The following is a 19461-nucleotide window of genomic DNA, read 5'->3' as shown; positions in this document are numbered from 1 at the left end:
GACGCGGCCGGGCGAGGCCGCGCCCTCGGAAAGCACCCCTTCCTGCAAAATGCACCCGTGCCGCCTCGGTCGGCGCCGTGCTCCGTCCCCTACCACGAAAAAAAGGGATCGAAGATGACCACTGTGGGTGTGCGGCGCTCTAGCCGTCTCGGCCGCGGCGGCATGCGCCGCCTGGTTTCCCTCGCTGCCGCCGCCTCGGCGGGTGCCCTGCTGCTCTCCGCCTGCGGATCGGGGGGCGACTCGGGCGGGACCTCCAAGTCCCTGACGTTCTGGATCTCCACGGTTCCGGGGCAGGACGCGGGCTGGAAGAAGATGGTGACGCAGTACAAGAAGGAAACGGGCGTCAACCTCAAGCTCGTCAACATTCCCTACGACGGCTACACCACGAAGCTGCACAACGCCGCGCAGGCGAACTCCCTGCCCGACGTGGCCGCCGTGCCGGCGCTGGACCCGATCTGGTCGAGCAAGCTGCTCGACCTCAGCTCCATCGCCAACAAGAAGAGCAACAACATCAACGCCAACTTCCTGGCGAAGGACTCGTCCGGGAAGGTGCTGGCCATCCCCTCGGACGTCACCGCGTCCGGCCTGTTCATCAACAAGTCGCTGTTCGAGAAGGCGGGCGTCTCCTTCCCGGCCTCGCCGTCGAAGACCTGGACCTGGACCGACTTCATCGCGGCGGCGAACAAGGTCCGCGAGAAGACCGGCGCCAAGTACTCCCTGACCTTCGACCAGTCGCCCTCCCGGCTGCGCGCCATGGTGTACGAGATGGGCGGCAAGTACGTCCACGCCGACGACTCCGGCAAGTTCTCGGTGGACGCGGCGACCAAGAAGGCCGTGAACACGTTCGTCGGCTGGAACGACGACAAGACCATGCCGAAGTCGGTGTGGACGAGCGGCGCCGACCCGTCCGCCATGTTCCAGAGCGGTGACGTGGTCGCGTACTGGTCCGGCGTGTGGCAGGTCGCCTCCTTCGCGGACAGCATCAAGAAGTTCGAGTGGGCGAGCGTCCCGACCCCCGCCCAGCCGGTGCAGGCCAGTGACGTCAACAGCGGCGGCCTGGTGGTGGGCTTCAACAACAACGGCGACGCGTCCAAGGCCGCGACGAAGTTCCTGTCCTGGCTGTACGAGCCGGCCCACTACAAGGCCCTGTGCGAGGCGTCCGGGTTCCTGCCGGTCGAGAGCGGTCTGAACCCGACGTACCCCTTCAAGTCCGAGGCGGCGCAGGCGGCGTTCAAGCTCTACAACGAGGAGATCCCGCTCTACGCCCCGATCTCCGGCTACTTCAACGGCGCCCAGACGCAGTGGGTGCTGAAGGGCAAGAGCCTCACCGAGGACCCGACCAAGACGGAGCTCGGCAAGGCGATCAACGGCCAGCAGTCGGCCGACAAGGCCCTGCAGAACATCGTGGACGGCTACAACCAGCAGGTCGGCGGCTGAGCGCAGGCCGGCAGGCCCGGGCGGCGGGTCGAGACACCGCCGCCCGGCCTCGGGCGCCCCGTATGCCGGGCTCATGGCCTGAGCCCACCGGAACCCATTCCACCAGCACGGAGTCAGGAAGATGACAAAACGCGCCTCGGACGTGTCCGCCGTGTCCGCGAGCCCGCCCAGGAGACGCAGTAAGTACACCCTTGCGCCGCTCGTCCTCATCGCGGCCAACGTCGTGCTCTTCGCGCTGTTCTTCGTCTGGCCGGCGGTGATCGGGCTCGTCTACTCCTTCACGAACTACACGGGCGTGGGGGTGTTCCAGTGGGTCGGACTGGACAATTACCACAACCTGTTCGGGGACTCCACGTTCTACGACGCGCTGACCCGGACGCTGCTGTACACCGTCCTGTTCGTGCCGCTGAACTTCGTCGTCTCGCTGCTCGCCGCCAACCTGGTGGTGAGCAAGCACGCCAAGGGCGGGTCGGTCGCCCGCGTCGTCTTCTTCATCCCGTGGCTGCTGTCGCCCATCGTCGTGGGTGTCCTGTGGCGGTGGATGTTCGGCGAGAACTTCGGACTGGTCAACTACGTCATCGAGAAGTTCGGCGGAGACGCCGTTCCCTGGCAGTCCAACGCGGACCTCTCCTTGCTCGTGGTGGTGATGGCGGCGGCCTGGGCCTGGACGGGTTTCACGATGCTGCTGTTCATCGCGGCGATCAAGAACGTCCCCGTGTCGTACTACGAGGCCGCCTCGCTCGACGGCGCCGGCCCCTGGCGCCAGTTCTTCAGCATCACCCTGCCGAGCATCGCGCCCACCTCGTTCATCGTGATCCTGCTCAACACGATCAACTCGATGAAGGAGTACCCGGTGTTCGTCGCGCTCAACAACGGCGGACCCGGCACCTCGAACAACCTGCTCGTCCAGTACATCTACGAGACCGGCTTCAAACGGGGCCAGATCGGCTACGCGAGCGCCGCCTCGTTCGTGCTCATGCTCATCCTGATGGCCGTCGCGATCATCCAGCTGATCGTCAACCGGCGGGTGGAGAACCGATGACAACCACAGACATCCCGCGCCCGGCCGACATCGACGCCGGAAGGAGAGTCTCCAAGAAGCGGCCCCGCAAGACGGCCAGCGGTGGGCTCCGGCAGGCGGTGTCCGCGACGACACTGCTGTGGATCATGGCCTGCCTGTACGGGTTCCCGGTGCTGTGGTTCGTCCTCAGCTCCCTCAAACCGGCCAGCGACCTGTTCTCCTATCCGCTGACGCTGGTCCCGCACAACCCCACCCTGTCGGGATTCAAGGCGGCGTGGGACAGCGCCAACTTCTCCCAGTACTTCATCAACACGGCCATCGTGTGCGTGATCACGACGATCCTCACCGTGGGGGTCAGCTGCTGCACCGGGTATGCGCTGGCCAAGTACGACAACAAGTGGCTCAAGGCGTTCTTCCTGTGCATCCTGGCCACCACGATGCTGCCGGGTGAGGTCATGCTCGCCCCGGAGTTCCTGGTGGTCCGCAACCTCGGCCTCTACAACTCGTTCGCCGGCATCATCCTTCCGGCCGTGCTCACCGCGACCGGATGCTTCATGTTCCGCCAGTTCTTCCTGACGGTCCCCGACGAACTGGTGGAAGCCGCGCGCATCGACGGTGCCCGTGAACTGTCGATCTTCCTGCGGATCATGGTGCCGCTGTCCCGGCCCATCATGCTGACCCTGGCCATCCTGTCCTTCCAGTGGCGCTGGAACGACTACATCTGGCCGCTGCTGATGCTCAACGACCCGAACAAGTTCACCGTGCAGATCGGCATCCAGAGCATCGTGGGCGCGCAGAACATCAACTGGTCGGTCCTGCTCGGCGCCTCGGTCATCTCCATGATCCCGCTGATCGCCGTCTTCCTGGTCTTCCAGCGCTACGTCATGGGCGCCGACATCAACGCCGGACTGAAGGACTGACCTTGCACAGCCCGCTCGACCACGAGTTCGTCCGCGAGGTGGCCGCGGCTGCCGACCGGGCGGCCGTCTCGATGGCGGCCGCCCCCGACAAGGAGCCCACCGGCGCGACGCACCGTGCTCTGGCGCAGGGGGTGAAGACCCTGGTCGCGGCCTACCGTTCCCCGGACTCGGACCTGTACGGCAGCGAGCGGGCCGTCGCCGCCGCGCTGACCCACCTGCGTGCCCTGCGGGCCGTACAGTCCGGCACCGGCCTCTTCGGCGGCGGCGACAACGTGCAGTCCCCGCCGGACTCCGCGTTCACCGTCAACGACGTGTGCGACGCCCACGTCCTCGCCGCCGGCGCGGGGCCGGAACTGCACGAGGTGACGGCCGCTCTCGCCGAGATCGCCGACGCCGCCACCGGCCCTCTCCTGACCGGCGGGGTGCACACCCCGAACCACCGCTGGGAGCTGAGCGCGGCGCTGGCCCGGCTGCACCGGTCCTTCCCCGACGCCCGACTCCTCGCCCGCGTCGAGGAGTGGCTCGGCGAGGGTGTCGACATCGACGCGGAGGGCCTGTACTCGGAACGCAGCGCCGTCTACGCGTCCATCGTGACCAATCCGTCGCTGCTGCTTCTCGCCGACGTGCTCGACCGTGCCGACCTGAGGGACGTCGTCGAACGGAACCTCGCCGCGACGCTGGATCTCATCAGGCCGGACGGCACGGTGGAGACCGTCCACTCGCGCCGCCAGGACCAGAAGCTCTCGTTCCCGCTCTGGCCCTACCTGCCGCACTACCGGCTGCTCGCGATCCGCACCGGCCGGGGCGACTTCGCCCGCGCGGCCCGCCTGGCGGCCGCCGACGGCATCGACGACCCCGACCTGCTCGCCCAGACCCTCCTCACCCCGGATCTGTGCCGCCACCTGCCGGCCCCGGACGCGGAGGAGCTTCCGCGCGCCCGGTACCTCCCCACCGCACGTCTCGCCGCACACGTCTCGGCCACCGCGCACACCGTGGTGTACGGCGGATCCGACGTGCCCGAGCACCGGCGCATCCGCTCGGGCCTCGCCTGCAACCCCACCTTCCTGCGCCTGTTCGCCGGTGCCGCCGTCCTCGACGCGGTCCGCCTCTCGCGGGTGTTCTTCGACCTGGGCCCGTTCCGTGCCGCCGACATGGAACAGTTCGGCGACAACCGGTACCGGCTCACCCAGACCCTCACCACCGCCTACTACCAGCCGCTCCCGAAGGACCGCAGGCGCGACGACGGCGCCTACCGCCTGCTGGACGAGGGCCGCTTCTCCGCGGCGATGGCCTTCCCCGACCGCCCTCAGGACGAGGTCTCCCACACGACGCGGGTAGAGGTCGACCTGCGGGAGGACGGGTGCGATCTGCGGATCGACATCAGCGGCCCATCGGTGCCTTGGGCCCTCGAACTGACCTTCCGGCCGGGCGGCGAGCCGCAGGGCGCCGTACCCCTCGGCGACGGAAGCTGGTGTCTGACGACCGAGCCGTTGACCTACCGCGTCGGCGACGACGAGATCCGGGTCGAGGCCGCCGTCGAGACGGGCGAACCGCTCGCCGGGCCGGACCGGACCGACGTACTGCGCTACGACCCGGGCCAGGACTACACCGTGGTCGGCGGCACCGACGCGACGACCGGGAACCGCGTCTACCTCGGTGGGCACGGACCGCAGGCACTGACCCTCACACTGCGCGCCACTTCTCAGGCATGAAGGGCTGATCTCCTTGCACCTCCCACGCCAGCTCGGGCCGCTGCACGACCTCCCGGACACCCCGCAGGCCTACGACGCCGTCCTCGCCGACGTCACCGAGCAGGCCCTCGCCCGGCTGACCCCCGAGGGCAATCTCGAACACCCCGACTGCCTCGACGACATCGGCGACACCTCGCTCGGCATCACCTCTCTGCTCGCCTTCGCCTGGCAGCGCGGCAAGGACCCGAGACTGCCGGAGGCGGTCGGCCGCAGCCTCGCCTTCCATCTGCGCGAGCGGGTGTACACCGACGACAACCCGGGCTATCCGAACCTGAAGGTACGCGACTCCGGTCTGCCGTACGCCCGTTACACCCTGGCTGCGGGCGCCCACCCCATCGGCGACTGGCCGAGCACGGTGTGGGCGCTGCTCCAGGCGGTCAACGTGCTGGACGCGGCGGAGGGACTCGTCGACGACGAGCAGCGGACCGAACTCCTCGACGTGGCCCGCGGATACTGGCGCTGGCTGACCGAGGCGACCTTCTTCAACCCGCAGGAGGCCGGCAACCAGGCGATCGGCTGTGTGGTCGGCGGCCTGATGCTGGCGGCCCATCTGCCCGGTGCGGAAGGGGAGTCGGTCCGCGCGCGGGCACTCCAGCTGTACCGCGAGGAGATCCGCGCCCACCGGGTCACCGACCGCGGCGCGGCCCTGCCCCCCGAGCACGGCGGCGCCTACGACAACAACTACGGCCCCATCTCCCTGTCCTTCCTCGCCCAGGCCCACCGGGTCAGCGGCGAGGAGATCTTCGCCGAGGACGGCGACACCCTGGCCCGCTACCTCGACGCCCGGCTGACGAACGGCGGTTTCGACAACGGCGGCCCGCGCTACAGCGAGCAGCACTCCGCCTTCGAGTCGGTCCTCGGCCTGCGCTACTTCGGCGCCCGCATCGGCGCCGACCTCGGCCGTTACCGGGGCGACAGCCGCTGGGGCCGGCACGCGGTCAAGGAGGACGGCGGGGTGGACGGCCACTTCGCCTGGATGCTGATCTGGCAGATCCAGGACACCGCACGCTGGCACCGGGAGCCGTCCACCGCCGTCGCACGCCACCAACTGCGGGCCGGCACGGTCTCGGTGGCCTTCGACTCCGCGATGACCCCGGCGGTCGTCGAGGCCGCGGGCACCTACTACCTGCCCGCGGCCGTCAACCGCCAGCACGGCTTCGGCCCCGTCGTCGACGGCTTCCTGCTGTGCCGCCCCATGGGGGAAGTCCGGGTCCGTGACGTGCGCGCCGACGGCCTCACGGCCAAGCTGGTCACCAAGCCGGTCGTCGGCCGCGACCACGTCCTGCGCCACCTCCAGTCCCTGTACGTCACCGACGGCACCAGCCTGTGGACCACGGTCACCGTGGAACGGCTCCCCGGCAGGCCCTACCTCCTGGCCGGGCTGCCGTACGCCGAGGACGACGGCGACAAGGTACGCCGGACGGCCGAGGGCGAGGTGACCGCCGTGGGCGCCCTGAGGCTGACGCACCCCGAGACGGCGGGCCTCGACCACTTCGACGCCCGCTCGGAGACGACCCAGGAGCAGGCGGCCTTCGCCCTGGCCGCCGACCCCCGCGGCTACGGCAACCCCGACGAGGGCTGGCGCCACCTGGTCAGCTCCACGGCCCTGGAGGCCGACCCCGTCCCGGACGCACCGGACGACCTGCACGCCTTCGCCGTCCGCTACGGCCCCGGAGCGGTTCTCACGGCGGCCTTCGCACGCGACGGCGACGGACTGACGGTACGCACCGAGGCGTTCACGGCGAGGATCGGCGCCCCGGCGGGTGACGCACAGGGGGAGCCGGAACTGAAGCTCTCCGCCTGCTGAGGCACGACGGAGGGGGTCACGCGTCCCATCGCGAAAGCGCCGACACCGGCACCACGAGGTCGGCCCGTTCCCGGGTGGCCGCGACCAGCTCCGCGTTGCGCTGGTCCGAGCGCCGTACCCACGCCACCGCCTCGTCGTGGGACTTGCCGAACTCCTCGTGCCGGGCGACCAGCCGGCGCACCCGCTCGTCCTCGTCCAGCTCGCAGAACCACACCTCGTCCAACTGCGGCCGGACCCCGGGCCACACCAGCAGATAGTTGCCCTCCGTCACGACCAGACGCGCGGTCGGCTGGACCGGGATCGCCCCGGCGATCGGCTGCTCCAGGACCCGCTCGAAGCCCGGCGCGTACACCACGTCGTCCGTCTCCTCGCGCAGCCTCCGCAGCAGCGCCGCGTACCCGGCCGCGTCGAAGGTCTCCGGCGCCCCCTTGCGGTCGCGCAGCCCGAGCCGGTCGAGTTCCACGTCCGCGAGGTGGAAGCCGTCCATGGGGACGTGCGCCACCCAGGGTTCCCCGGAGCCGTTGAGCGCCCGCACCAAGTGCTCGGCCAGGGTCGTCTTGCCCGCGCCGGGGGCGCCGGCGACACCGAGCACGGTCCGCCTGCCGGGCACGGTGAGGGAGCGGGCGCGGGTCACAAGGTCGTCGAAGGTCAGTGGCACACGCCGAGTCTGTCATTCGAGGACTTCGGGCCGGCCAGGCACCCTGGACGGGGAAGGGGGAGAAAGGAGGGCACGCCGTGCTCCACGACTCCGACATGCCCGACGAGGCGCGGATCCGCGCCCTCATCACCGCCTGGGCCGCCGCCGTCCACCGCGGCGACCTCGCCGGTGTGAGCGCGGACCACGCCCAGGACATCGTGATGTTCGACGTGGCGTCGCCCCATGACGGCATCCGTGGCCTCGCCGCGTACCGTGCCGCATGGCCGCCCCTTTTCGCGTGGCAGGCCCAGGGCGGCTGCTTCGACATCGAGTCCCTTCACATCATCGCGGGCACCGATGTCGCCTACGCGCACGCCCTGGTGCGCTGCGCCACCCCGGAGGAACTCGCCGCCCACCCCGGTCTCCGGATCAGGCTCACCTTCGGTCTGCGCAAGGAGCGCGGCCGCTGGCTGGTGGCCCACGAGCACCACTCGTTCCCGCACGACTGAATCCGTCTGTTGAACGGCGCCTGGCAGGGAACGGGGTTCTGTATGACGGAGCTCGGTCTGCCAGAAGAGATCAAGGCCTGCCTGTTCGACCTCGACGGGGTCGTCACCAGGACGGCCGTCGTACACGCCGCCGCGTGGAAGGAGATGTTCGACGCGTTCCTGCGCGAACGCGAGGGCGAACACTTCCGGCCCTTCGACGACCACGACTACGACAAGTACGTCGACGGCCTGCCGCGGGCCGACGGGGTGCGCACCTTCCTCACCTCCCGCGGCATCGAACTGCCGGACGGGAACCCGGACGATCCACCGGGAGCGGAGACGGTCCACGGCCTCGGCAACCGCAAGAACGCCCTCGTCCTGGAGAAGATCCGCACGGACGGCGTCGAGGCCTACGACGACACCCTGACCTACATCCGCGCGGCCCGTGCCCAGGGTCTGCGCACCGCGATCGTCTCCTCCAGCGCCAACTGCCGTGACGTGCTGCGCGCGATCGACGCCGAGGACCTCTTCGACGTACGCGTCGACGGCGTGGTCGCGGCCGAGCGCGGGCTGCCCGGCAAGCCGCACCCCGACACGTTCCTCGCCGCCGCTCACGACCTGGGTCTGGACGCACCGCGGTCCGCCGTCTTCGAGGACGCCCTCGCCGGCATGGACGCGGGCCGCGCCGGAGGCTTTGGATACGTCGTCGGCCTCGACCGCGTCGGACAGGCCGACGCCCTGTACGAGCACGGCGCGGACATCGTCGTGAAGGGTCTCGCCGAGCTCGGAGGACACGCGTGATCACCCAGCGCTCCTACACCGTCGAGCCCTGGGCCGTCCGCGAGACCTCCCTCAAACTCGACGTCCTGGCCCAGAGCGAGTCCGTGTTCGCTCTGTCCAACGGCCATGTCGGCTGGCGCGGCAACCTCGACGAGGGCGAACCGCACGGCCTGCCCGGCTCCTACCTCAACGGCGTCCACGAACTGCACCCGCTGCCGTACGCCGAGGCGGGATACGGCTATCCGGAGTCCGGCCAGACCGCCATCAACGTCACCAACGGCAAGATCGTGCGGCTCCTCGTCGACGACGAGCCCTTCGATCTGCGCTACGGCACTCTGGTGGCCCACGAACGCACCCTGGACCTGCGCCGGGGCGTCCTTGAACGGTCCTGTGAGTGGATCTCGCCCGCCGGCTCGCGGATACGGGTGCGCTCGACCCGGCTTGTCTCGCTCACCCAGCGGGCGGTCGCCGCCGTGGCCTACGAGGTGGAGCCCGTCGACAGCCGCACCCGGGTGGTGATCCAGTCCGAACTCGTCACCAACGAGAGCCTGCCCGGGACGAACGGTGACCCACGCGCGTCCAAGGTTCTCAAGTCACCGCTGGAGCACGAGGAGGGCTTCGCCGACGGCACCCGGCTGCGGCTTGTGCACCGCACCCGGCAGAGCGGACTGCGCGTCGCCGTGGCCGCCGACCACGTGATCGAAGGGCCCGAACGCACCACCACGAGCAGCGAGGAGACGGTGGACCTGGCCCGGCTGACGGTCACTTCCGTCCTGGAGCCGGGGCAGCGGCTGCGCGTGGAGAAGCTGGTCGCCCACGGATGGTCCGGGGCCCGCTCCCGGCCCGCTATGAGCGACCAGGTCGACGCGGCTCTGGCAGCCGCGGCCCACAGCGGCTGGGACGGCCTCCTGGACGAACAGCGCGGCTACCTCGACGACTTCTGGGCCCGTGCCGATGTCGAGGTCGACGGCGACGAGGAGATCCAGCAGGCAGTCCGCTTCGCACTCTTCCACGTGCTCCAGGCAGGCGCCCGCGCCGAGCAACGGGCCATTCCCGCCAAGGGACTGACCGGTTCCGGCTACGACGGGCACGCGTTCTGGGACACCGAGACCTTCGTGCTGCCCCTGCTCACCTACACCGAGCCCGGTGCCGTTGCCGAGGTCCTGCGCTGGCGGCAGAAGACACTGCCCGCCGCCCGAGAGCGGGCCGTGCAACTCGGCCTGAACGGCGCGGCGTTCCCGTGGCGGACCATCGAGGGCTCGGAAGGGTCGGCGTACTGGCCCGCCGGTACCGCCGCCTTCCACGTCAACGCCGCCGTCGCGGACGCCGCGGTGCGCTACACCGAGGCCACCGGCGACACGGACTTCGAACGGGACACCGGCGTCGAACTCCTCGTGGAAACGGCCCGGTTGTGGCGCTCGCTCGGCCATCATGACCACCACGGCGTCTTCCACATCGACGGCGTCACCGGCCCCGACGAGTACAGCGCGGTCGCCGACGACAACACGTACACCAACCTCATGGCCCGCGCGAACCTCCTCGCGGCCGCCGACGTCTGCGCCCGGCATCCGGAGCGGGCGGCCGCACTCGGCGTCGACGACGAGGAGAGCGCCGCCTGGCGGGACGCCGCCGAGGCCGTGCACATCCCCTACAACGACGAACTCGGCGTGCACGAACAGCACGCGGGCTTCACCCGCTACCAGCAGTGGGACTTCGCCGACACCCGCGCCGACCAGTACCCGCTGATGCTGCACTTCCCCTACTTCGACATCTACCGCAAGCAGGTCGTCAAGCAGGCGGACCTGGTGCTGGCGATGTACCTGTGCAGCGGCTGGTTCGAGGAGTTCCACGACGAGGAGCAGATCGCCCGCAACTTCGCCTACTACGAGCCCCTGACCGTACGGGACTCCTCCCTGTCGGCCTGCGTCCAGGCGGTCGTCGCCGCCCGCGCGGGACATCTGTCCCTCGCCTACGCCTACACGGCCGAGGCGGCGCTGATGGACCTCGCCGACCTGGAGAGCAACACCCGCGACGGGCTCCACATCGCCTCCCTCGCCGGCACCTGGACGGCTCTGGTCGCCGGGTTCGGCGGTCTGCGCCGCGACGGCGAATCCCTCCGCTTCGCGCCCCGTCTGCCCGAGCGGTTCAGCCGCCTCGCCTTCAACCTCCAGTTCATGGGCCGCAGCCTGCGGGTGGAGATCGGTCCGGACAAGGCGACGTACACCCTGATGTCGGGCGCTCCTCTGACGATCCGCCACCACGGCGCCGCGCTCACCGTGAACGGGGACGGTCCTGTCGTCCGCCCCGTCCCGGCATCGCGGGACCGCGCGGCCCCGAGCCAGCCTCCGCACCGCGCCCCGCACGCCCGCTGACCCGGACGGGCGGCTCGCACCGGCGCCGGTTGGCCGAACTCCGTCCCGCACTTCCTCCAGCGGCGGGTTACCTTGTCCAGGCCTTTGTGGATCGGACAAGTCCCCGCGGCATACGGGGTGAGGGGTGGACGATGGCCCACGGCGACAGTGTCCTGCTCGTCGGAGGCGACCGACGGACACCGTCGGTCGCCTCCGACGCTTCCCGGTGGGCTCGGGGCAACTGGTCCTTGGTGGCGGTGGCCGCCGCCTTCACCCTGGCCCAACTCGTCCTCGTACGCCCCGGCATGGGCCTCGGCTGGGACGAGACCGTGTACGTCAGCCAGGTCGGTGCGCAGGCTCCGGCCGCCTTCTTCAGCGCCCCGCGCGCCCGCGGTGTGTCCCTGCTGGTGGCGCCGATCGCGAGCTGGTCGACCTCGACGGAACTCCTGCGCGTCTATCTCGCGGTGCTGTCCGGCCTCGGCCTCTACCTGGCCCTGCGCGCCTGGCGCGGCCTCTTCCCGGCCCGCGTCCTCGCCGCGGGCGGCGCCCTGTTCGCGTCCCTGTGGGTCACTCTCTTCTACGGCCCGCAGGCCATGCCCAACTACTGGGTGGCCGTCGGCGGGCTCGCCGCGGCCGGCTGCTTCTTACGGGCCCGCGCGCACCCGAGGGCCCTGTGGGGGGTCGTGGCGGGTACAGCGCTCATGGCGTGGATGCGGCCCACCGACGCCGTGTGGGTCACCCTCCCGCTGCTCGTCGTCGCCGCGGTCCGCCGCCGCCCACGGCCCGCCCTCGCTCTCGTCGCCGGACTCGTGGCGGGCGGCGCGCAGTGGGTGATCGAGGCGTACGTCAGCTACGGCGGCCTGCCCGAGCGCCTGCACGAGGGCTCCCGCATCCAGGGCGGACTCGGCCCGCAGTTCGCCGTCGACGACCAGCTGCGCAGCCTGGGCGGCCGTGCCCTGTGCCGCCCCTGCACCGGGCCGCTGCCGGACCCCGCCGTCATGGCCTGGTGGGTGATCCTCCCGCTGCTGGCCGCCGTCGGACTGGTGGTCGCCGTCCGCGCCGGGCGCGCCCGGGCCAGCCTCGTCCCGCTGGCCTGCGCCACCACGGCCGCCGTGCCGTATCTCTTCCTGATCGGGTACGCCGCCCCGCGCTTCCTGCTGCCCGCCTACGCCCTGCTCGCGATCCCGGTCGCCGACGCGCTGTTCCACCTCGCCACCACCCCGGCGGGGCGGTGGCGTCCGGTCGCCGCGGTGCTGCTCGCGATCGGGCTGACGGGCCACCTGGCGGTGCAGTTCGCCGTGCTGAAGCGCACGGTGGACCGCACCACGGGCCATCACCGCGACTGGGCCCGCACCGCGGCCGAGCTGAACCGCCTCGGAGTGCGCCCGCCCTGTCTGCTCACCGGCCATCTGTCGGTCCCCGTCGCGTACTACGCGGGATGCACCTCCGCGGCGGCATTCGGCCACAACACCAACAGCACCGAGTCGGGGATCGCCGGGGCGTCCCGCCGTATGCCCGTCGCCGTCCTCACCCGGCCCGGCGCTGCGCCACCCGCCTACGCCCGCGACTGGCCCACCGCGCCGGCCGCCGGGATGGACCTCCACGTCGCGCCGAACGTGAGCGCACACGGGCCGGGATGACGGCCGAGCAAGGCGAGGTCGACCCGGCGGCCCGCCGCCCCGTTGACGGGGCGTTTTCCCCACTCGTGGGAAAGTTCTGTCACGGCCTTTACTGCACATGACTTGCAGGTACCGCAGGATGGCACAAGGCTGCTGATCGCGGCCGTAGCCCCTGCAGAAGGATTCTCCGCCCGATGACGGCCGCCCCTGACTCCGCTCCGCCCCTCCTCCCCGCCACCGTCCCCGCGAGGGGCTCGGTATGGCACCGCGTCCGTGGCTCCATGACGCGGCAGGAGTGGGTCAGGGCGGGCGGCATGGCCGCGGTCGTGGTGGCGCTGCACGTGATCGGCTGGTTCGTCCTCGTCGCCATCGTCGCCCCGCACCACTACGGCGTCGGCGAGAAGTCCTTCGGTATCGGCATCGGCGTGACCGCCTACACCCTCGGGATGCGGCACGCCTTCGACGCCGACCACATCGCGGCCATCGACAACACCACGCGCAAGCTGATGGGGGAGGGGCAGCGGCCGCTGTCGGTGGGCTTCTGGTTCTCGCTCGGCCACTCCAGCGTGGTCTTCGTCCTCGCGCTGCTGCTCTCGCTCGGCGTGAAGGCCCTCGCGGGACCGGTGCGCGACGACGACTCCCGTCTGCATGACGTGACCGCGTTGATCGGTACGACCGTCTCGAGCGCGTTCCTCTATCTGATCGCCGCGGTCAACCTGGTCGTCCTGGTGGGCATCTGGAAGGTGTTCCGGCGGATGCGCTCCGGCTGCTACGACGAGGCCGCGCTGGAGGAGCAGCTGAACAACCGCGGGTTCATGAACCGCCTGCTCGGCCGTGTCATGAAGTCGATCACCAAGCCCTGGCAGATGTACCCGCTGGGTCTGTTGTTCGGCCTCGGCTTCGACACGGCGACGGAGATCGCGCTGCTGGTCCTGGCCGGGTCGGGCGCGGCCTCCGGGCTGCCCTGGTACGCGATCCTCACCCTGCCCGTTCTCTTCGCCGCCGGCATGTCCCTGCTCGACACGATCGACGGCTCCTTCATGAACTTCGCCTACGGCTGGGCGTTCTCGAAGCCGGTCCGCAAGGTCTACTACAACCTCACGATCACCGGCCTGTCGGTCGCGGTGGCCCTCCTCATCGGCACGGCCGAACTCCTGGGCCTGCTCGCCGACAGGCTCGGCCTCCACGGCCCCTTCTGGGACTGGATCAGCGGCCTCGACCTCAACCTCCTCGGCTTCGTCATCGTGGCCCTGTTCTTCGCCACATGGATCGTCGCGCTGGTGGTGTGGAAGGTCGGCCGGATCGAGGAGAAGTGGACGGCGGGGACGGCGAGCCAGGCCGCCGCGGAACAGACCAGCACACCGTGACCGTTCCAAGTGGCGCGCTGTTGACGCGTCGCTGGATTCACGCCCGCACTCTGAACTCCTTGCGCCACTTGGTGAACTCCTGCTCCGGTTCCCCGGTGTAGGACCACGGCGTACGGGTGCCCCGCCGGTCCAGCAACTGCAGGAGCGGGACGGCGACCTCCGCCAGGCCGGCGTGGCAGGCCGCGTGGGTCAGGTAGTTGAGGTCGCGGAGCTCTCCGGGGGTCACCGAGTGGTCCGCGCGGCCCACGATCCAGCGCTGCCAGGTGCGCCGTACGTCACTGATGGCCCCGTCGTTCTTCCAGTGCTGCCCGAGCCCCACGGACGTGCGTCTGTCCTCGGCGGCGTCCGTGGCGGTCCGGTACTCCTCGACCCGCGCGTACTGCACCAGCACCGGCAGCGCGGAACCCGGCGGTGCCACTCCGGCCGCGTCCCGGGCGAAGTCGTACATCAGGCCGTTCGAGCCGTGCCAGCGGGCCGAATAGTAGTGCAGCACCTGGAGGTGGCCCTCGACGCTGTACGGGTCGCGCCCGTGCAACTCGTCCCACCAGCGCCCCAGTTCCTGCCGACGCACGCCGGCCGGGTACAGCCGCGCCACCGAGATGAGGCTGATCCAGGGCGTGGGGTCGTCCAAGAACGCCTCCGACGCCTGGAGACAGGCCATCACCGCGGCGTCGACACGTCGCTGGTCGATCGGCACACCCCGGCCCGCGGCGATGGCCAGGTTGAACGCCCTGGCCGTCTCGGTGGCGGCCCGCAGCACGAGGGCGTCCCCGTTGTGCGGCTCGGCGGCCAGCCATGACTCGACCGTCGAACTGCCCGCGCAGGCCTGGGCGAGCATCCGCACCCGGTGGCCCCGCGAGAGCCAGTCGGGCCCGGTGGCCCGCAGCAGTTCGCGCAGGCCCTGCCAGCGGCCGATGACGATGTCCTGGCGGGCGCTGGTGAGCGGGAAGTCCCCGCAGTCGGGATCGAATTCGGGGGTGAAACGGTCTCTCGCCATCGCGCAACCCCTCAGAAGTCGGTGGGGAGACCCTCGTGGACGAGCGAGGGCCCGGCCGTCGCGCCCTCGGGCAGGTAGTCCGTCTCGACGGTACGGCTCGCGTCAAGCCGTGCCGGCCGGTAGTAGTCGCTGCCCCGCCTCCAGTACCAGAGCATCGGAACCAGCCCCACGGCCAGGCCGCCCACGCCGATCGTGATCGCGGCGGTGCTCAGCTCCCCCAGCGACTCGACGAAGATCCAGAACATGAACAGGGCGCCCAGCAGTGGCCAGAGCCCGCCCAGCAGGAAGTCGGACGGCGACTTCAGCAGCATCTTGCGGTAGGCGACGACGACAGCGAGGCCGCTGAGGCCGTAGTAGACGGCGATCTGCAGACCGATCGCCGAGATCGCGTCGGAGAGGATGTCGCCCACCGAGCCCAGGGCGTTGGAGGCGATGAACATCAGCAGCGCCACCGCGCCGACGACCACGATCGCCACCCATGGGGTGTTCCAGCGGCGGTGCACCTTGCCCAGCGCGGACGGCATCGTGCGGTCCCGGCCCATCGCGAACAGCGAGCGTGTGACCTGGATCAGCGTGGTCTCCAGCGTGGCGATGGTCGACAGCATCACCGCGACGATCAGCAGCTTGCCGCCCCAGCCCGGCCAGACCTCCTCCCCGAGCACGGCCAGCACGTTGGCGTCGTTCTCCTCGATCTGCTGCGAGGTGAGGATGACGTTCACCGCGATGGTGAACACCTCGAAGAGGAGGAAGACGATGCCGACGCCGATGAGGCCCGCGAGTCCCGTCGTGCGGCGGCTGTTGCGGGTCTCCTCGCTCAGGTTGCTGGTGACGTCCCAGCCCCAGTAGTAGAACGCGGCGATCAGCGCGCCCGAGGCGAAGCCCTGCATGCCGTCGAAGTGGCCGAAGCCCAGCCAGGACCACTCGAAGGAGCGTGCGTTGCCCGTGTGGAAGAGGGCGAGCACCGCGAACAGGGCCAGTATCGCCAGTTCCACACCCGACATGACGAGCTGGGCGCGCACGGTGAGCCGGGCGCCGCCGAGCACCACGAGCAGCATCAGCACGAACCAGGCCGCGCCCACGACGGTCGACAGCGCGGTGTTGTCCGCGAGGCCCTCGTCGAAGAGGGCCAGCGTCATCGAACCGGCGGGCAGCGAACCAGCCACCATGAAGATGGTCGCCGAGATCACCAGCGCCCAGCCGGAGACGAAGCCGAGAAAGGGATGGAGCGTACGGCCCACCCAGGAGTAACTGGCGCCCGCGTTCACGTCGATCCGGCTGAGATAGCTGAACGCGAGTGCGATGCCCAGCATGGGTATCGCGCAGTACAGCAGAGCCGCCGGACTGGCCAGGCCCACCGAGCCGACCAGGACCGCGGTGGTCGCGGCGATCGAGTACGCCGGCGCGCTGCCCGCGACGGCCATCACCACCGTGTCGAAGGTACCGAGGGCGTTGGCCTGCAGCCCTCTGCCCCTGCTGATGCTCATGGTTGTGCTGCTTTCGGTAGGGCACGACGCACGGCGGAGGGGACCGGGCGGCGCAAAGGGGGTGGGGGGTGGCTCCGCTCCGGACCTCGAGAGGGATGGCCTCGGGCTGGGGCGGTGAAGGGAGGGATCAAGGGGGCACGGAGATCCGTGCGGCCGCTGCGTGGACGACCGGTCACTCCGTGTATGCGAGTGATGATAGCCGTATTCCTTGACCCTTCAAGATTAACTGGGGGGTAACCTTCCGGCTGTGGAATGCCTTACTCCGGCAGCCTTTTGAGGTTGGAGAGCGCATACGGGGAAACGCGGATCAGGACACCGCACGGAACCGCACGCGACGCGCGAGGGAGGCAGCCCATGGGCACCGAACCGACACCTGCCGAGCCGATGGCCGACGACGCCTACCAGCCCACCGGAACCAACGAGGAGCAGGAGGACGCGGCCCCGCTGGACCTCCAGGACGCCCTCGACGAACGGACCTACGACGACACCCTCGACGAGGGTTACTCGCCGCCGGAGAAACCCCTCGGCGTCGCCCGGCACGGCACCACCGCGGCCGAACAGCACGAGGGCGAGACCCTCGACGAACGCCTCGCCCAGGAGGTCCCCGAGGCGACCGCGCCCCTCGGCGACGAGATCGGTGACGTTCCGGACGGGGAGGGCGAACCGGTCGACCCGCAGGCCGGTGCCGACCGCGCCGGACGCCTCGTCGCCCCCGACGAGGGCGCCCACCCGACCACCACGAAGGACGAGGTCGCCACCGACGTGGGCATCGACGCGGGGGCGGCCGGCGCGGAGGAGGCCGCCATGCACGTGGTCGAGGACCCCGACGAACTGTGACGGGCGTCAGTCCCCGATCCGGTCGATCTGGCGGAGTTTGTTGGTGGCGTCCAGGGCCGCGACCTTGTAGGACTCCGCGAGCGTCGGGTAGTTGAACACCGCGTCGACCAGGTAGTCGACCGTGCCGCCGCAGCCCATCACGGTCTGCCCGATGTGGATCAGTTCGGTGGCCCCGGTGCCGAAGCAGTGCACCCCCAGCAGGGTGCGGTCCTCGGGGGAGACCAGCAGTTTCAGCATGCCGTGGGAGTCCCCGATGATCTGGCCGCGGGCCAGCTCGCGGTACCGGGAGATGCCGACCTCGAAGGGCACGCTGTCCTCGGTGAGTTGGTCCTCGGTGCGTCCGACGAAGCTGATCTCCGGGATGGTGTAGATGCCGATGGGCTGCAGATGGTGCATCTGCCCGACCGGCTCGCCGAAGGCGTGGTAGGCGGCCGACCTGCCCTGTTCCATGGCGGTCGCCGCCAGCGCCGGGAAGCCGATCACGTCCCCCACGGCGTAGATGTGCGGCACCTCGGTGCGGTAGTGCTCGTCGACCGTGATCCGGCCGCGCCGGTCGGCGCTCAACCCGGCCTTGTCCAGGTCGAGTTCGTCGGTCAGGCCCTGCCGTCCCGCCGAGTACATCACGGCGTCGGCAGGGATCTTCTTGCCGCTCTCGAGGATGGTGAGCGTGCCGCGGGGGTGGCGTTCGACCGCGGCGACGGTCTCACCGAACCGGAACGTCACCGCGAGGTCCCGCAGGTGGTACTTCAGCGCTTCGATGATCTCGACATCGCAGAAGTCGAGCATCCCGGGCCGCTTCTCGACGACCGTCACCTTGCTGCCGAGCGCGGCGAACATGGAGGCGTACTCCATCCCGATGACCCCGGCGCCGACGATGACCATGGAGCGCGGGACGCGTTCGAGGGCGAGGACGTTGTCGGAGTCCATGATCGTGCGGCCGTCGAACTCCACACTGTCCGGCCGCGCCGGGCGGGTGCCGGTGGCGATGACGATGTTCTCCGCGCTGAGCAGCCGTTCGTGACCGGTGACCTCGCGCAGGGCGACGGTGTGCGGATCGACGAAACGGCCGGTGCCGGCGTGGAGGGCGATGTGGTTGCGGGAGAGCTGGCTGCGGATCACGTCGACCTCGCGGCCGACCACGTGCTGGGTGCGCGCGGTCAGATCGGAGACGGTGATGTCCTCCTTGAGCCGGTAGCTCTGGCCGTACAGGTCGCGCTGGGTGAGGCCGGTCAGGTACAGCACCGCCTCGCGCAGGGTCTTGGAGGGGATGGTGCCGGTGTGGATGGAGACCCCGCCGACCATGTCGGGGCGGTCGACGACGGCGACCCGGCGGCCCAGCTTGGCCGCGGCGATGGCGGCCTTCTGGCCACCCGGACCTGATCCGATGACAAGCATGTCGAAGTCGGGCACCTCGGAAGTCTGGCAGTCGCGGGGCCCCTTTCGATAGGGCGGGCGGCAAACCGTTCGAACTCCGCAGCGGCGCGGAACACGGGGAGTTGCCGCCGGGCCCGGGCAGAGGTGAGCACGGGCGGGGGGACACCCCTGGCACGAGGCGGACCTCGCACCGGACACCGGTCACCGCTGGGCATGGCGGCGCCGTCGCTTCGACTGGCGTGCGGGACCGGGGGATTGTGCGTGCTCGGCTGCCCTGGACAGCCGAGCACCCGGTCATGGCTAGGGCAGCAGCTTGTCGAGCGCTGCCGGGCCCTCCGCCGCCAGCTTGCGCCGGGCCCATTCGAGACTGTGCGGGGTGATGTCCTTGCCCGAGGCAAGGACGACGTCCTCCGGCGACACTTCGGTGCCGGTACGGGCGTGGAGCAGGTCGTCCGGGGTGGCGCGGTCCTCGGACGGCCCGGACACGTCGGGCTGTGACGTCGGCATGAGTGCTCCTCGGATCCGGATCGCTGTGCGGTCCCGGTGGTGTCAACGGGTCCGATATCACCATTCAACGCCTGGGCCGACCCT

16 protein-coding genes are annotated in these 19461 nt (G+C 70.3%); 11 read left to right on the top strand and 5 right to left on the bottom strand.

Annotation, left to right across the window (positions count from 1 at the left end):
• Positions 1-114: 114 nt before the first annotated feature.
• From D1369_RS02690 to D1369_RS02670, 5 genes are all read left to right on the top strand, one after another.
• The gene (locus tag D1369_RS02690) at positions 115-1437 is read left to right on the top strand and encodes a sugar ABC transporter substrate-binding protein (protein ID WP_118082223.1); all 1323 of its coding nucleotides are present in this window, start codon (positions 115-117) and stop codon (positions 1435-1437) included.
• A gap of 121 nt (positions 1438-1558) precedes the next feature.
• A complete protein-coding gene (locus D1369_RS02685; RefSeq protein WP_007386685.1) occupies positions 1559-2479 on the top strand; it encodes a sugar ABC transporter permease in 921 nt (306 codons plus the stop codon).
• Positions 2476-3378, top strand: a complete 903-nt coding sequence (locus D1369_RS02680; protein ID WP_118082222.1) for a carbohydrate ABC transporter permease — start codon at positions 2476-2478, stop codon at positions 3376-3378. Before D1369_RS02685 ends, D1369_RS02680 begins: the two co-directional genes overlap by 4 nt.
• A gap of 2 nt (positions 3379-3380) precedes the next feature.
• Positions 3381-5090 carry a hypothetical protein gene (locus D1369_RS02675; RefSeq protein ID WP_118082221.1) on the top strand — a complete coding sequence of 570 codons (1710 nt, stop codon included), beginning with the start codon at positions 3381-3383 and terminating at the stop codon, positions 5088-5090.
• A gap of 13 nt (positions 5091-5103) precedes the next feature.
• Complete coding sequence (locus D1369_RS02670) at positions 5104-6936, top strand: hypothetical protein (protein ID WP_007386688.1); 1833 nt, start codon at positions 5104-5106, stop codon at positions 6934-6936.
• 16 nt (positions 6937-6952) lie between these two features.
• Here the strand turns inward: D1369_RS02670 and D1369_RS02665 are convergent, their stop codons facing one another.
• The gene (locus tag D1369_RS02665) at positions 6953-7594 is read right to left on the bottom strand and encodes a nucleoside/nucleotide kinase family protein (RefSeq protein ID WP_007386689.1); all 642 of its coding nucleotides are present in this window, start codon (positions 7592-7594) and stop codon (positions 6953-6955) included.
• 95 nt (positions 7595-7689) lie between these two features.
• Here D1369_RS02665 and D1369_RS02660 point away from each other — a divergent pair, with 95 nt between their 5' ends.
• The 5 genes from D1369_RS02660 (at position 7690) to D1369_RS02640 (ending at position 14178) form a co-directional block, all read left to right on the top strand.
• Positions 7690-8082 (top strand): SgcJ/EcaC family oxidoreductase, encoded by a 393-nt coding sequence (locus tag D1369_RS02660; protein ID WP_037904009.1) that lies wholly within the window; start codon positions 7690-7692, stop codon positions 8080-8082.
• Between the two features lie 42 nt (positions 8083-8124).
• Entirely contained in the window at positions 8125-8862 is a 738-nt protein-coding gene (locus D1369_RS02655; RefSeq protein ID WP_007386691.1) for a beta-phosphoglucomutase family hydrolase, read from the top strand.
• Entirely contained in the window at positions 8859-11213 is a 2355-nt protein-coding gene (locus D1369_RS02650) for a glycosyl hydrolase family 65 protein (protein ID WP_007386692.1), read from the top strand. Before D1369_RS02655 ends, D1369_RS02650 begins: the two co-directional genes overlap by 4 nt.
• Before the next feature lie 131 nt (positions 11214-11344).
• Positions 11345-12832, top strand: coding sequence for a hypothetical protein (locus D1369_RS02645; RefSeq protein WP_162950993.1), 1488 nt, complete (start codon positions 11345-11347; stop codon positions 12830-12832).
• A gap of 173 nt (positions 12833-13005) precedes the next feature.
• Complete coding sequence (locus D1369_RS02640; protein ID WP_007386694.1) at positions 13006-14178, top strand: HoxN/HupN/NixA family nickel/cobalt transporter; 1173 nt, start codon at positions 13006-13008, stop codon at positions 14176-14178.
• A gap of 37 nt (positions 14179-14215) precedes the next feature.
• Here D1369_RS02640 and D1369_RS02635 read toward each other — a convergent pair whose 3' ends face one another.
• Positions 14216-15175 carry a hypothetical protein gene (locus D1369_RS02635; protein ID WP_007386695.1) on the bottom strand — a complete coding sequence of 320 codons (960 nt, stop codon included), beginning with the start codon at positions 15173-15175 and terminating at the stop codon, positions 14216-14218.
• 11 nt (positions 15176-15186) lie between these two features.
• Positions 15187-16659 (bottom strand): APC family permease, encoded by a 1473-nt coding sequence (locus D1369_RS02630; protein WP_007386696.1) that lies wholly within the window; start codon positions 16657-16659, stop codon positions 15187-15189.
• A 354-nt stretch (positions 16660-17013) separates the two neighbouring features.
• Between D1369_RS02630 and D1369_RS02625 the strand changes: the two genes are divergently transcribed.
• Complete coding sequence (locus D1369_RS02625) at positions 17014-17496, top strand: DUF5709 domain-containing protein (protein WP_007386697.1); 483 nt, start codon at positions 17014-17016, stop codon at positions 17494-17496.
• Positions 17497-17502: 6 nt separating this feature from the next.
• Here the strand turns inward: D1369_RS02625 and sthA are convergent, their stop codons facing one another.
• Entirely contained in the window at positions 17503-18906 is a 1404-nt protein-coding gene (sthA, locus tag D1369_RS02620) for a Si-specific NAD(P)(+) transhydrogenase (protein ID WP_007386698.1), read from the bottom strand.
• A 264-nt stretch (positions 18907-19170) separates the two neighbouring features.
• Positions 19171-19377 carry a hypothetical protein gene (locus tag D1369_RS02610; protein WP_007386699.1) on the bottom strand — a complete coding sequence of 69 codons (207 nt, stop codon included), beginning with the start codon at positions 19375-19377 and terminating at the stop codon, positions 19171-19173.
• Between the last annotated feature and the right edge of the window lie 84 nt (positions 19378-19461).

Source organism: Streptomyces sp. CC0208, assembly GCF_003443735.1.
Classification (GTDB): Bacteria; Actinomycetota; Actinomycetes; order Streptomycetales; family Streptomycetaceae; genus Streptomyces; species Streptomyces sviceus.
Note: the sequence above shows the minus strand (reverse complement) of the source record. Positions and strands in the feature narration are given on the sequence as shown.